Here is a 13,255-nt window from a genome sequence, read left to right as displayed (position 1 = left end):
GAGAGGTCAGCGAAGCTCGAATCGGTCAAAGAAGTACTACTTTCAGATCTAGAGTGTTTCCACCCAATTCCGCAGCAGGTGCAGCCCCGCATCACCTGACTTCTCCGGGTGGAACTGTGTGGCCCACAGCGGGCCGTTTTCCACTGCAGCAACGAAGCGGCTGCGCCCATGACGTGCCCAATGCACCAGTGGCGGTTCTGTCCGCCCGTCGGTCATGAGCTCCCACTCCTGCACGCCATAGGAATGCACAAAATAGAATCGTTCGGAATCCTTGATCCCGGCGAACATCTTCGATCCTTCAGTAGCGGGCGCTCCCAGTGCGCTCGCGGACGTACCGTCGCCCACCTCCACGGTGTTCCACCCCATGTGCGGTAGTACGTCCGCATCCAATTTTCCCACCGTTCCGGGCCACTCACCCATGCCTTCGGTATAAGCCGCGGATCCTTCGCCTGCACCTTCGGCGAACTCGGCTCCCTGTTCGAAAAGGATCTGCATGCCGACACAGATTCCCAGCACCGGGCGCCCGCCTGCCAGGCGCTGCCCAATCATGCGGTCGCCGTGGACACTGTGCAGCTGTTTCATACAGGCACTAAATGCCCCTACCCCCGGCACCAAAAGCCCGTCGGCTCGCTGGACGGTCTCCGGATCGCGGGTTACCTCAACCTCGGCGCCAGCCCTTTCTACCGCTCGCTGGGCGGAGCGTACATTTCCGCTGCCATAGTCCAAGAGGGCGACATGTGGGCGTCGAGAAGAAAGAGAAGAAGTCATAGCTAGCTAGTTTAGCCGGACTTACCTGGGCGCAATTCTCGCTTTCGGACACGGCGTAGTGTTTCGCGAACATTGCCGTGATCGGTAAGGCGGTGACGCCCTACGATTCGGTCAAGAACCGCGATGACAAAGCCCGCCAGAGCGACCGCGCCAGCAGTAATAAACGCACCCTGATACGTCAGTGCACCTGCGACGAACCCCAGCAAGACAGCACCAACACCGGTACCGCCATCGAAAGTCATGTTCCACAGCGCGGAGGCCTTGGCGGACTCGGCCCGGGGCAGGCGGTCGAACAGCATCAGCAGCGCCTCTGTCTGGTTGATGCCAAAACCCACGCCGAAGAAAGCAGCCGATGCCAGCGACCACATCAGCAATAGCCCACCGCTCGGGTGCACGGCCAGCATGACGGCAGCCGACCCCAAACCCACTACGCACAGCACCAAGCCGAGTGCGTTCAAACGGCCCGGTTCGCCCACACGGTCGGCATACCAGCCGCTGAAAAGGCGCGAGCCGATCTGCATCAACCCCACGATGCTCAGCGCCAAGCCGGAAATCGTGGCCGCCACGCTCGCGTCGATTTCCCCGGCGGCGGGCGCCAAGAAGGTGCTAAACCCGGCGAAGCCCACAGCAGCTGCGCCGATGGATAGACCCGGCACAGTTGCCAGCTTCCACGTCGCTGCACGCGGCGCAGCCGGGGTGTAATCCGACTGCGCGGTCGCGTTAGCCGGAATATCCGAGGCCACACCGGGAGAGTTTTCGCGCTCAACCTTCGGCAGTTGCAAAGCGGCCAAAGCTCCAACGGCAGAGTAGGCCGCCGCAGCCAAGCACACGCTCACCAGGCCAAAGCTGCCATATAGCCACATTCCCAAAGGGAAACTGATTAGCTGGGTCACACCCACCGTCGCGCCGAACACACCGGAGGAACGTCCCACCAGTCTTGGTGGAACGAGCTCCGCGATCAGCGCGGCTTCCGTCACGGTTACCGCGCCGAAGCCCACACCACGCACAGCCGCGATGGCCAGCACCGTCACTGCGGACATATCGGCGATGTACACCAGCGCCGGGAAGCCCAACAGCAAACCGGCAACAAGCATGACGGGCGAATATCCAACCGCACGCAGCAGACGCGGGGTGAAAGCCTGCGTCAGAACCGTCGCAGCCATAAATACACCGGTGGATAGACCGGCGATACCGTCCGTCCCGCCCCCATCGATCACGGCCAGGGGGATGACCGGCAGTAGCAGCGCCCAACCGCCAAACGCACAGAAGACCGAGACCAGTGTGGCTTTCAGGCCGGGAGCCTGCCACACGGAATCGATCTTTTCTAGCTCTTCAATGGTCAGCGCCTGTGGGCGCGCCACTACAGCGTTCCCTTAGTCGACGGGACTCCGCCCACGCGCGGGTCGTTCTCCACGGCGGCCCGCAGTGCACGGGCCACTGCCTTGAACTCCGCTTCCGTGATGTGGTGCGGATCGCGACCATAGAGGCAGCGAACATGCAGCGCAATACGCGAGTTCAGCGCCAGGGTCTCAAAGAAGTGCTGGTTAATGACGGTGGCGTAGTGCCCGCCGATCACCGCGCTGAGCATCTGCTCTGGCTCCCCCACGCCCACGTAGTACGGACGTCCCGATACGTCCACCGCCGCGTGTGCCAGTGTCTCGTCCATCGGGATGAAAGCATCGCCGAAGCGGCGGATTCCTGCCTTGTCTCCCAATGCCTGTGCGAGCGCCTGGCCCATCACAATGGCTGTGTCTTCCACGGTGTGGTGTGCGTCGATCTCCACGTCGCCACGGGCATGCACGGTGAGATCAAAGCAGCCGTGTGCGCCGAGGGCGGTCAGCATGTGATCGAAAAACGGCACGCCGGTATCAATATCGGTCTTGCCGGTTCCGTCTAGGTTCCACTCGACCTTAATATCGGATTCTTTGGTGGCTCGCTGGGCCTTCCCGATGCGCGGAGCGGGATTCGTTGCCACAGTAGCTTTGCACCTGCCTCTCTGGTCTTGTTCTCTTGAAAGTTCTTGAAGCGTCCGTCTAATCGTCCATCATCTGCGCAGCGGCGGCAAGAAAAGCATCATTCTCTTCCGGCAGGCCGACAGTTGCGCGCAGCCAGCCGGGCACGCCAACGTCGCGGATCAGCACCTCTTGGTCCAGGAAACGCTGCCACACCGTGTGCGCGTCCCCCAGCTTGTCGAAGTTGCCGAAGAATACGAAGTTCGAATGCGAATCGATGACGTCGTAGCCCAGTTGGCGCAAACCAGCAACCACTCGGTCGCGTTCTGCACGCAGCTTCGCCACCGTCTGCAGCGTGGCGTCGGAATGCTCGAGCGCCACTTCCGCTGCCGCCTGCGACAAGGTTGCCAGGTGGTACGGCAGGCGCACCAGCATCACGGCTTCGATAAACGCCGGGTGTGCAACGAAGTAGCCCAGGCGCCCGCCCGCAAAGTCGAAGGCCTTGGACATGGTGCGGGAGACGACCAACTTCGTCGGATACTGCTCCACTAGTCCCACTGCACTCGGCTCATCGGAGAACTCCGCGTAGGCCTCATCCACGATGACGATGCCAGGGGCAGCCTGCACAATGCGCTCAATGTCGGCGAGTGGAGTGCTATTGCCAGTGGGGTTATTCGGCGTCGTAATAAAGACCACATTGGGTTGCTGTTCGGCGATGGCAGTGAGGGCCTCGTCGACATCAATGTCGAAGCGATTCTCGGCCTTTCGCTCAACGGTCACGAACTCGGTCTGTGTGCCCGCAGCCAGGATCGGGTGCATCGAGTAGCTCGGCACAAACCCCATCGCGCTGCGCCCGGGCCCACCGAATGCCTGCAGGAGTTGCTGCAGCACCTCGTTGGAACCGTTGGCCGCCCAGACCTGTTCTTTAGTGACGCCCACACCCGTCTGTTGGCTCACATAAGCCGCAAGGGCCTTACGCAATCCCACTGCGTCCCGGTCGGGATAGCGATTCAGTTTGGTGCCCAGCTCTGCCACGCGCCGAGCGATGCCTTCGACAATCTCCGGCGACGGTGGGTAGGGATTTTCATTGGTGTTGAGTTGGTTCGCCACAGTCAGCTGTGGTGCACCATAGGCGGACTTACCGCGCAGCTCCTCGCGCAGCGGCAGGTCGGCCAGCGAAATGTTCTGTTTATTGGTGTTTGCTGCGTTGTTGTTCTCAGCCATGATTCCTCACTACCTCTCAGTGCCGCCTGTGCGAGCGCTGATGGCCTCGCCGTGGGCTGGAAGTCCCTCAGACTTGGACAGCGTGATGACAGTATCCGCCACGCCGCGCAGCCCTTCCTCGTTGTAGTCGATGACGTGCACAGACTTCAGGAACGTCAGGGTAGACAGCCCCGAAGAGTGACGTGCCGTGCCGGAGGTCGGCAGTACGTGATTGGAACCCGCAGCGTAATCGCCCAGCGGAACCGGGCTAAAACGTCCAATGAAGATCGCGCCGGCATTGGTGATTTGCGCGGCCACTGCGTGAGAATCCGCGCAGTGAATCTCCAAGTGCTCCGCCCCATATGCGTTGGCAGCGCGGATGCCCGCAGCGATATCGTCAACCAGCACCACACCGGACTGCTGGCCTTCCAGGGCTTCGGCGACACGCGCGGAGTTCTGCGTGATGTGGTAGCGCTTATTCATTTCCGCCACTACTTCATCGGCCAACTTTTCACTGTCAGTAATGAGTACAGAGGCCGCCATCGTGTCGTGCTCCGCCTGGCTAATCAAGTCGTAGGCAATCTCCACCGCATCGGCAGTGTCATCGGCCAAAACGGCTATCTCGGTGGGGCCTGCCTCGGAGTCAATGCCCACCACCGAACGACACAGTCGCTTGGCTGCGGTAACGAAAATATTGCCCGGACCGGTGACCATATCCACCGGCTCCAGCTCCTCACCACCTGCGGCTGTCGAACCATAAGCCAACAGAGCCACGGCCTGCGCGCCACCAACTGCCCAGACCTCATCCACGCCCAGCAGCTGACAAGCAGCCAGCACGGTCGGGTGCGGCCAGCCGCCCTCCTGCGGCGGGGAGGCCACTACGAGAGATTCCACCCCAGCTTCCTGAGCAGGCACAACGTTCATAATCACGCTCGACGGGTACACCGCGTTGCCGCCCGGTGCGTACAAGCCCACGCGCTGTACGGGAATGAATCGCTCCGTCACGGTGCCGCCCGGCGCGACCTCCACCTGTTTATCGTCTGGGCGGATGGCGGAGTGGAAAGCACGCACTCGGTTAATGGCTTCTTTCAGCGCTGCGATGACGTCGTCATCCAACGTCCCCACGGCGGCGTCAATAACCTCGGCTGGAACCCGCACTGAATCCGGGGTTACGCCGTCAAAGCGCTGCCCGATCTCCAAAGCCGCGCGAGCCCCGCCCTCGCGTACCTGCGTAACGATCGGCTGGACGGTGGGAATCACCGAGTCCACGTCCGTGCCACCACGGGGAAGACGATGGCGCAGCTCAGCTGTAGTCGGGGTCTGTCCCCGCAGGTCGATCCGGCTAAAGTCCAGCTCAGCGTTAGTCATCGTGTACGCCGCATCCTTCCGAGTGATTCTTGGGAGCATTCTTATGCTGGGCTAAAGTTTACGCCATGGCCCAGACACTCCTTTCACTGCTCCAGGACAGCAGTCGCGCCGCGCATTCGGGGGCGTCTGCAGCGGCGAGCTGGCGCTTGGCCAGCGACTTCGCCAGGCAGTACTGGTTAGCCACCCCGGATGAGGTGCCGCAAGAGCTGGTGGGCGAGTTTTACAGCATGCGCGCCAGCGCGGCGGATCACCTGGGTTTCGCCGATGAGACCATCGCTGCCTTGCAGGATCTGCGCACGTGGGCGCGCAGCAACAACGACCACGCGCTGGCTCTGGAGGCCTTGGCGCTGCTTGCTCACCAGGCTCTAACACAGGAAGGTCGCCCCGGCACCCTGACGGAGCTGCATTCACCGCAAGAAATGCTGGCGCAATTGGCCCAGGGTTTTGATGATTTCCGCCCGGATCCGGATTCCCCCACTCTCGCGGAAACTCCCGAGCTGACGCACCGAGACATTGCCCCTGCCATCGCTGCGCGCCTAACTTCCGCGGCCACGACAGGCTTCGCGGTGGCCACGAATCTTCCTAGTTCTTTCGAGGATGACGCCGAAGGCTTCGACTTTGCAAGCATCTTCGCCCAACTTGTACGGAGGTTCGGGTCGAAGCCCCCTTCGGCGGCGGATCGCCAGCTGTGGTTCGCGCAGGAAGCGTGGTTCCGCGGGCGGCGGACGGAGGCTTTAGAGCGGGTAACGGCACTGATCGACAGGTTGGAAGAAGACGGCGCGACCACGGATGCGCGCACGGTTTCCCTGTACGAGGCTCATGACATGCTGGCGCATTTCGAGATGTTCCGGGCAGCGGAGGGCGAAGACGCGGATTCGCTGGCTGCTGTGGCTGAGCATTGGAAGGCCTGCGTGCGCCTGGCGCGCAAGCTGGATGCCGGAGTAATTGCCCTGCACAATGCCGGTTTAGCGGCAATGGCACTGTTGGGCGAAGGACGCGAGGGCGAGGCCTGGGAGCTTGCCAGTTCTGCCTTGGAAGGTGCAGAAGGGTGCCCACTGTCCCCCGCGATCCTCAACCTGCGCTACGCCCTTGCCGAAGCTGCCTTGAACTGTGGGCTTTTTGACGAGGCCTTGGCGAATGCCCGCCTGGTGGCGGAATGGTCCGAGTTCAGCGCCGATGACGAGCGCACTATCGGTGGCTACACCATGGCACTTGTGGCTGCCAGGGAGCTTGGCCACGAAGAGGTGGCCTGGGAACTCGACAAGCGCAGGCGAGCGGCGTTGGAACGCTGGGAGGGTTAGTCCAACCCGATGTCGAGGGCACGCACACTGTGGGTCAGCCCACCCACCGCCACGGAGTCCACGCCCGCGGCTGCATAGTCAGCCACTACATCGAGAGTTAACCCGCCTGAGGATTCCAAAAGCACCTCCGGGGCTTGATTATCGCGCAACTCCACAGCCTTCTTCGTATCCTCCACGCTGAAGTTATCCAGTAGCACCTGAGGCGGATGAGGACGATCCGCACCAAGCAGGTCGGAGAGTTGCTCCAGAGTATCCACTTCGACCTCTACCCACGTGGTGGCGTCATCACCCAAAAAGTCTCTTACCCGCGCATAGGCTTCGGCGGCGTTGGAGAGCTCCACGTGATTGTCCTTCACCATCACCTGATCGCCCAGATTGTAGCGGTGCGGGTAGCCGCCGCCGTGAACGACCGCGCGCTTTTCCAGCATGCGCATTCCGGGCAGGGTCTTCCGCGAGTCACGCACCAAGCATCCGCCCGGGCTGCTGGCGGCGGCTGCGACGACATCCACCCACGCGCGTGTTTGAGTGGCAATGCCCGAAGCATGGCTCAGAATGTTCAAAAGGGTGCGTTCCAGCATGAGGATGTGCTGGATCGTCCCCTCCACTCGCGCAATGTCCGCGCCGGCATCGACCCGATCCCCATCGGCGACTAGCGGGGTGATGTCGATGTGCCGGTCGGCGGCAACCTCCGCGACGATTGTCAGGGCTTCGAGTCCGCTGATCACTCCAGACTGGCGTGCTCGCATCACCTTCGTGCCCGTCGCATCGGCAGGGACGGTGGCTAGGGTACTGACATCCGCACCGTCGCCAAAGTCCTCTTCCAATGCGACCTTTGCCATGCGGAGATAAGCTGCGCGAATGCGGGAGGGGTCGGATAGTTGGGCGGGGAAAGGCAACTCAAGGGTGGTCTCCATCGTTATTCCCCACTTCCCGGGTTACCAATGGCGATCATCCGCTCCACGGAGCGACGGGCCTTGGCGGCGGTTTGCTCGTCCACCGTTACTTCGTCCTCCCCCAAAGCCAGGCAGCGCAGTAGCGCGGCTGGGGTGATCATCTTCATATAGGTGCAGGACGCGCGGTCGTTGACGGCACGGAAATCAACGCCGGGGGCGGCCTGGCGCAATTGGTGCAGCATGCCCACCTCGGTGGCAACCAGAACCGTGGACTGGCTGGTGGACTTCGCCTGCGAGATCATGTCACCAGTGGATAGCATTTTCACCCGCTCGGACTCCACAACCCCCTCGCCTGCGAGGTAAATCGCCGAATTGGCACAACCACACTCCGGGTGGATAAACAGGTCGGCCTCCGGGTTATCGTGCGCCTGCTGGCTTAAGTCCTTCCCAGAAATACCCGCATGCACATGGCACTCGCCCGCCCACACGTGAATATTGTCCCTCCCGGTCTTGCGGCGCACGTGAGCGCCGAGGAACTGATCGGGACCGAAGAGCACTTCCTGATCCTCCGGCAAACTCGCCACGACGTCTACTGCATTGGAACTGGTGCAGCAGATATCCGTCAACGCCTTCACATCAGCTGTGGTGTTTACGTAGCTGACGACCACAGCCTCTGGGTGCTCGGCCTTCCACTCACGCAGTTCCTCCGCTGTAAGGGAGTCGGCTAGGGAGCACCCCGCATTGGCGTCGGGAATAAGCACCGTCTTTTCCGGTGACAGGATCTTCGCAGTCTCGGCCATAAAGTGCACTCCGCAGAAAACGATCACGTCAGCGTCCGTTTCCGCGGCGATACGGGATAGTGCGAGGGAATCGCCCGTGTGGTCGGCGATGTCCTGGATCTCTGGCAGCTGATAGTTGTGAGCCAGAATCAGCGCGTTCCGCTCCTTCTTCAGCCGCTGCACCTCCGCGGCCCACTCGTCGGTGGTGATGGTATCTGGCATTTCCCACCGGCCGTCTACGCGGGTGATGCTTTCTAAGATCTTGTCTAGCATTCCTGCTACGTTAGTCCCCCGCGGCCCCAGATCACTAAAGGTTTAGAAATCTTCTGGGTCGACGAAGGTCGCCGCCAACCAGTACACCACCAGCGCCAGTGCCGTGGCTACGAGCATTCCCGAACCGGGATTAGTTTCCTCTACCAGGTGAAATAGATCCCCTGGGTGCGGATCGGTAGGCAATGGATCGGCATGCAGTTTCTCTGCCAACCACGTTCCAACGGTCCAGCACGTCACCGAGCCCCAGAGCGTGACCACACCGACCCACAGCATCATCAGCAGGCTCCTCATGCGGGTGCGAAAGACCCACAGCCCAATTGCCAGGCCACCAAGTCCAGTCAGGGCCAAAAAATAGGCCAGGGCTTTAAACGAGGCATCCTCGGTACCCGGGACGGTATCCGCCCCACCGTCCGCTGCCACGGTCAGTTGGGTGGTCGGGTGGATGAGCCCCCACACCAGTCCCAACAGGATAAACACCACCAGCGTGACGAAAAGAACGAGTGCTGCCTCCCCGATTGGCCGAGGAATCAGCTGGTGCCGTTGCGCATTTTTTACTTTCTTCAATGTCCTAAAATGTCCTAGCCCTGCGACCCCTGCGTTCCTAGGGTGTGGCAGAACTTCCATTTCGCATCCTCGCGCTTGAAGTACATGCGATTGGTGTCGCTGCGCTCCCCCTCAACGATGGTGACCATCGCGTGCGCATTGTCGCCCTCGGCCATGACATCTTTGATGTCGGTGATATTCGGCGTTCTACCCGGCTGTTCGTCGAAGTTGCCCTGACCTGCGGAGTCTTTAGCCTGCTGACGTGCAGCCTCTTCGCCCCCTTGCTGGTCGATATCCGCGCGGCAGGTGTTGTCGATGGTCCAGTTCAGGTACACATCCATTGGTCGCGCGCCGTCGGACAGTCCGTGCAGCAGGTCAATGATCTGCTGTTGATCTTCCTCGCTAGCAGCCGTCTTGTACTCCGGCCCCTGCACCGGAGCCTGCGTGATTTCCCCTTCGCCGGCCTGTTCGCCTTGATTGTCCTTGGGCGCGGCGTTGTCCGCGTTATTACCCGCGTTTTGTTCTGCGTCTTCTGCGCCGTCGGATCCGCAGGCCGTCAGACCGAGGGGAAGGCTCACCGCGCACAAGGCAGCCACGCATGTCTTTCGAATCTTCATGTGGCACACCCTACGGCAATCGCGTCCACTACCCTTGTACATCGTGCAGCTAAACCGCAAGAAAATCGTGAGTACCGCCGTCGACATCCTGCAGCAGTATGGCCTGGCCGATCTCACGATGCGGCGACTCGCTCGTTCCCTCGATGTCGCACCGGGTGCGTTGTACTGGCATTTTCCCAATAAGCAAGCGCTTCTGGGAGGTATCGCCGAATCAATCCTCGCGGAAGTCCCTGCTTGCCCCGGATGCGCGGCGACGTATTGTTCTTTACTTTTTGACGCCCTCACCTCCCTGCGCGACGGGGCTGATATCACGCTGGCAGCGGTGGCCAGCGGCACGTTGGAAAGGGATCTCACTTCAGAACTCGCTGCTGAGCTACAGTCCGGTGGCGCCCACTCCAGCGCCGAAGACGCAGCGAAGCTCCTGCTGCGTTTTGTCTTCGGTTCTGCCTTAGAACTTCAGGCACGCCAGAACGTGCTGCAGAACTTGGGGTCGCCTACGGGGAAGGCCGAATCAGAGGCGGTTTCACGGGAGGATGCGCACCGACAAGCAGTGATAGGAGTAGAAACAATACTCCGCGGTTTTAGCCGTTAGAATGGTGCCCATGACTTTCGGACTGTCAGATAAAAGTGGATTGCGTGCGCCCGGTGAGCCTTTGGTCGGTTGGCCTGGAAAGCCCTACCCACTCGGCGCCACCTTCGATGGCAACGGCACCAATTTTGCCCTATTCACCGAGGTAGCTGAATCCGTCGAACTCTGCCTTTTCGATAGCCAGGGTGCGGAAACCCGGGTGAAGATGGAAGAGGTCGACGCAGACATTTGGCACTGCTACCTCCCCGGTATCGTTCCCGGTCAGCGTTATGGCTACCGCGTTTACGGCCCGTGGGATCCGGCCAAGGGGCTGCGCTGTGACCCATCGAAACTTCTCATGGATCCCTACGGCAAGTCCTTCGATGGTGCTTTCGATGGCGATGCCTCGCTGTTCAGCTACGACATCAACGATCCGGATAACCCGGAGAAGCGCAACCAGGAAGACTCCGCTCCGCACGCAATGCGTTCAGTGGTCATCAATCCATACTTTGATTGGAACCATGACCGCCGTCCGAATATTGAGATGCACAAGACTGTCATCTACGAAACCCATGTAAAGGGCTTGACGATGACGCACCCGGATGTCCCGGAGCACTTGCGCGGCACTTATGCCGGGCTGGGTCACCACTCCATCGTGGAGTACTTCAAGGATCTGGGTGTCACTGCCGTGGAGCTCATGCCGGTGCACCAGTTCGTCCACGACGATCGTCTGCGCGATTTGGGACTACGCAACTACTGGGGCTACAACACCCTGGGCTTTTTCGCTCCACACCGCGACTACGCTGCCTCCCCCAGCGCTGAAGGCGCCATCGCAGAGTTCAAGCAGATGGTGCGCAGCTATCATGACGCGGGCATTGAGGTGATCCTGGATGTGGTCTACAACCACACCAGCGAGGGCAACCACATGGGCCCGACTCAGAACTTCCGCGGTATCGATAACGCCGCTTACTACCGTCTCGTCGACGGTGACGAGGCCCACTACATGGACTACACGGGCACTGGTAACTCCCTGAATGTGCGCCACCCGCACACGCTGCAGCTCATTATGGATTCGCTGCGCTACTGGGTCACGGAGATGCACATCGACGGCTTCCGTTTCGACCTGGCTTCCACTCTGGCCCGCGAGTTCCACGATGTCGATCGCCTTTCCGCATTCTTCGACCTGGTACAGCAGGATCCGATCGTCAGCCAGGTCAAGCTCATCGCTGAGCCTTGGGATGTCGGCGAGGGCGGCTACCAGGTGGGTAACTTCCCCGCACTGTGGAACGAGTGGAACGGTAAATACCGCGATACGGTGCGTGACTTCTGGCGTGGCGAGCCTTCCACGCTGGGCGAGTTCGCCTCCCGCCTGACGGGCTCCTCGGATCTCTACACAGGCCGTCGCCCGACCGCGTCGATCAACTTCATCACCGCCCACGACGGCTTCACCCTGAACGACCTGGTCAGCTACAACGAAAAACACAACGATGCCAACGGTGAGGAAAATCGCGACGGTGAGAGCCACAACCGTTCTTGGAACTGTGGCGTGGAAGGCCCGACGGATGATGAGGAGATCCTGCAGCTGCGCAACAAGCAGCGTCGTAACTTCCTCACCACCCTGATGCTCTCCCAGGGCACCCCGATGCTCTCGCACGGCGATGAGATCGGCCGCACCCAGGGCGGAAATAACAACGTTTACTGCCAGGACAACGAGATTTCCTGGATGGATTGGGAAAACATGGATGAGGGGCTGCACGCATTCACGCGCTACCTCATTCACCTGCGCCAGGCGCACCCGGTTTTCCGTCGCCGCCGTTTCCTGGCCGGCGGTCCACTGGGTCAGGATGTGGCCAAGCGCGATATCGCCTGGCTCACTCCAAATGGCGATCTGATGTCTGAATCCGATTGGAATGCGGACTTCGGCAAGTCCCTGATGGTGCACCTCAATGGCATGGCAATCGACGAGCCGGATCCGCAGGGGCGCCCTGTCGAGGACGATTCCTTTATCTTCTGCTTCAACGCCCACCACGAGCCGATCACGTTCACTCTGCCGCGGCGCCACAATGTGATGCACGTCGAGCCCAGTGACGAGGAAAACTGGACCGTCGTCGTCGATACCGCCGAGCCGACCGGCGTGCCGGAGGAAACCCGCAGCTTCTCCGGCGGGGACACTCTGGAGATCGCTGGCCGCAGCACCGTCATTCTGCAGCGCCCGATCACCACGGAGGTCAAGCTCTAAACATGCCGACTGGTTCCTCCACCTTCCCCGCCCGCGGGGCGGAGGTCACGCTCACTGAGCAGGAGATTCGAGTGACTCGTTCGCCACTTGGCTCCTCGCTGTACCCGGACGTCACGCGCCCTGCCTCCGAACTTATTGGCTGGTACAAGCAGCCTCCCGAGGGCTGTTCACCGGGGTTTATCCAATTACTTTTTGACGCCGAGCGCCCGCGGGTGAACTTTTCCCCCTCGCAGACCGAGGAGTTCGCCGCGCTGGATAGCCAGCTCACCAACCTGCAGGCGGGATACCCATTGGAGGAAGGCACTAAGGTCAGCTCCCCTGCCAGCACAGAAGGCCACGAGGACATCTCCGCGGAGGAATGGGTTAGTTCTGCAGAGGCCTCAAGCGACGGGGACGAGGGGGCGTCATCAGACAACAAACAGCGCCGCTCGCCCGCACCATGGGCGAAGGTGGCCACACCGGACGTCGTGCCCGAAGCGAACGAGGAAGCGGATATCGACGGCCCGATCTACGGGCAGACTGTGTGTGTGACCGGCGACGTGGAGCCCTACGACAAGGGCGAGGTATGGGACATGATTGCCTCGCGGGGCGGCGTGGTGGCGAAGAACGTGACGAAGAAGACGACGATGTTGATTGTCGGCGAATGGCACTCCATGACGTCCAAGGAGAAGCGGGCACGGGAGTTGCAGGATACGGGGCAGGAGCTGCAGATCATTGGGTTCCAGGAGTTTCTGCAGCTTATTAAGTAGCC

Annotated in this window: 13 protein-coding genes; 4 read left to right on the top strand and 9 right to left on the bottom strand. The window is 61.1% G+C overall.

Annotated elements, in window-relative coordinates; genetic code table 11:
• Positions 1-48 precede the first annotated feature (48 nt).
• Genes hisH through hisD form a run of 5 tightly spaced genes read right to left on the bottom strand, consistent with a single transcriptional unit; the run spans position 49 to position 5,291 of the window.
• Positions 49-768, bottom strand: coding sequence for an imidazole glycerol phosphate synthase subunit HisH (gene hisH, locus AC05K6_RS06770; protein ID WP_476728137.1), 720 nt, complete (start codon positions 766-768; stop codon positions 49-51).
• Between the two features lie 11 nt (positions 769-779).
• Positions 780-2,129 carry an MFS transporter gene (locus tag AC05K6_RS06765; protein ID WP_476728136.1) on the bottom strand — a complete coding sequence of 450 codons (1,350 nt, stop codon included), beginning with the start codon at positions 2,127-2,129 and terminating at the stop codon, positions 780-782.
• Positions 2,129-2,743, bottom strand: coding sequence for an imidazoleglycerol-phosphate dehydratase HisB (hisB, locus tag AC05K6_RS06760; protein ID WP_293791291.1), 615 nt, complete (start codon positions 2,741-2,743; stop codon positions 2,129-2,131). The genes AC05K6_RS06765 and hisB overlap by 1 nt, the downstream gene beginning before the upstream one ends.
• A gap of 58 nt (positions 2,744-2,801) precedes the next feature.
• Positions 2,802-3,944 carry a histidinol-phosphate transaminase gene (locus tag AC05K6_RS06755; protein WP_476728135.1) on the bottom strand — a complete coding sequence of 381 codons (1,143 nt, stop codon included), beginning with the start codon at positions 3,942-3,944 and terminating at the stop codon, positions 2,802-2,804.
• 9 nt (positions 3,945-3,953) lie between these two features.
• On the bottom strand, positions 3,954-5,291 hold the full coding sequence (gene hisD / locus AC05K6_RS06750) for a histidinol dehydrogenase (protein ID WP_476728134.1): 1,338 nt from the start codon (positions 5,289-5,291) through the stop codon (positions 3,954-3,956).
• Between the two features lie 65 nt (positions 5,292-5,356).
• Here hisD and AC05K6_RS06745 point away from each other — a divergent pair, with 65 nt between their 5' ends.
• Positions 5,357-6,592 (top strand): hypothetical protein, encoded by a 1,236-nt coding sequence (locus AC05K6_RS06745; RefSeq protein WP_476728133.1) that lies wholly within the window; start codon positions 5,357-5,359, stop codon positions 6,590-6,592.
• Here the strand turns inward: AC05K6_RS06745 and nadC are convergent.
• The 4 genes from nadC to AC05K6_RS06725 form a co-directional block, all read right to left on the bottom strand.
• Positions 6,589-7,506 carry a carboxylating nicotinate-nucleotide diphosphorylase gene (gene nadC, locus AC05K6_RS06740; protein ID WP_476728132.1) on the bottom strand — a complete coding sequence of 306 codons (918 nt, stop codon included), beginning with the start codon at positions 7,504-7,506 and terminating at the stop codon, positions 6,589-6,591. The two genes, AC05K6_RS06745 and nadC, sit on opposite strands and share 4 nt — an antisense overlap.
• Before the next feature lie 2 nt (positions 7,507-7,508).
• Complete coding sequence (gene nadA / locus AC05K6_RS06735) at positions 7,509-8,486, bottom strand: quinolinate synthase NadA (RefSeq protein ID WP_293791371.1); 978 nt, start codon at positions 8,484-8,486, stop codon at positions 7,509-7,511.
• A 93-nt stretch (positions 8,487-8,579) separates the two neighbouring features.
• Complete coding sequence (locus tag AC05K6_RS06730) at positions 8,580-9,101, bottom strand: hypothetical protein (protein WP_476728131.1); 522 nt, start codon at positions 9,099-9,101, stop codon at positions 8,580-8,582.
• A 14-nt stretch (positions 9,102-9,115) separates the two neighbouring features.
• Positions 9,116-9,697 carry a hypothetical protein gene (locus tag AC05K6_RS06725; RefSeq protein ID WP_476728130.1) on the bottom strand — a complete coding sequence of 194 codons (582 nt, stop codon included), beginning with the start codon at positions 9,695-9,697 and terminating at the stop codon, positions 9,116-9,118.
• 67 nt (positions 9,698-9,764) lie between these two features.
• Here AC05K6_RS06725 and AC05K6_RS06720 point away from each other — a divergent pair, with 67 nt between their 5' ends.
• The 3 genes from AC05K6_RS06720 to AC05K6_RS06710 are packed head-to-tail and all read left to right on the top strand — an operon-like array spanning position 9,765 to position 13,253.
• A complete protein-coding gene (locus AC05K6_RS06720) occupies positions 9,765-10,289 on the top strand; it encodes a TetR family transcriptional regulator (protein ID WP_476728129.1) in 525 nt (174 codons plus the stop codon).
• A 10-nt stretch (positions 10,290-10,299) separates the two neighbouring features.
• Positions 10,300-12,504, top strand: a complete 2,205-nt coding sequence (gene glgX, locus AC05K6_RS06715; protein ID WP_476728128.1) for a glycogen debranching protein GlgX — start codon at positions 10,300-10,302, stop codon at positions 12,502-12,504.
• Positions 12,505-12,506: 2 nt separating this feature from the next.
• Entirely contained in the window at positions 12,507-13,253 is a 747-nt protein-coding gene (locus tag AC05K6_RS06710) for a BRCT domain-containing protein (protein ID WP_476728127.1), read from the top strand.
• Positions 13,254-13,255 lie beyond the last annotated feature (2 nt).

It is taken from the genome of Corynebacterium sp. TUM25020, assembly GCF_056388495.1.
Note: the sequence above shows the minus strand (reverse complement) of the source record. Positions and strands in the feature narration are given on the sequence as shown.

Excerpts from the sequence above, each read along its gene's own strand:
- hisH (WP_476728137.1), bottom strand. The coding sequence starts at position 768 with ATGACTTCTTCTCTTTCTTCTCGACGCCCACATGTCGCCCTCTTGGAC.
- AC05K6_RS06755 (WP_476728135.1), bottom strand. The coding sequence starts at position 3,944 with ATGGCTGAGAACAACAACGCAGCAAACACCAATAAACAGAACATTTCG.
- hisD (WP_476728134.1), bottom strand. The coding sequence starts at position 5,291 with ATGACTAACGCTGAGCTGGACTTTAGCCGGATCGACCTGCGGGGACAG.
- AC05K6_RS06745 (WP_476728133.1), top strand. The coding sequence starts at position 5,357 with ATGGCCCAGACACTCCTTTCACTGCTCCAGGACAGCAGTCGCGCCGCG.
- nadC (WP_476728132.1), bottom strand. The coding sequence starts at position 7,506 with ATGGAGACCACCCTTGAGTTGCCTTTCCCCGCCCAACTATCCGACCCC.
- nadA (WP_293791371.1), bottom strand. The coding sequence starts at position 8,486 with ATGCCAGATACCATCACCACCGACGAGTGGGCCGCGGAGGTGCAGCGG.
- AC05K6_RS06725 (WP_476728130.1), bottom strand. The coding sequence starts at position 9,697 with ATGAAGATTCGAAAGACATGCGTGGCTGCCTTGTGCGCGGTGAGCCTT.
- glgX (WP_476728128.1), top strand. The coding sequence starts at position 10,300 with ATGACTTTCGGACTGTCAGATAAAAGTGGATTGCGTGCGCCCGGTGAG.
- AC05K6_RS06710 (WP_476728127.1), top strand. The coding sequence starts at position 12,507 with ATGCCGACTGGTTCCTCCACCTTCCCCGCCCGCGGGGCGGAGGTCACG.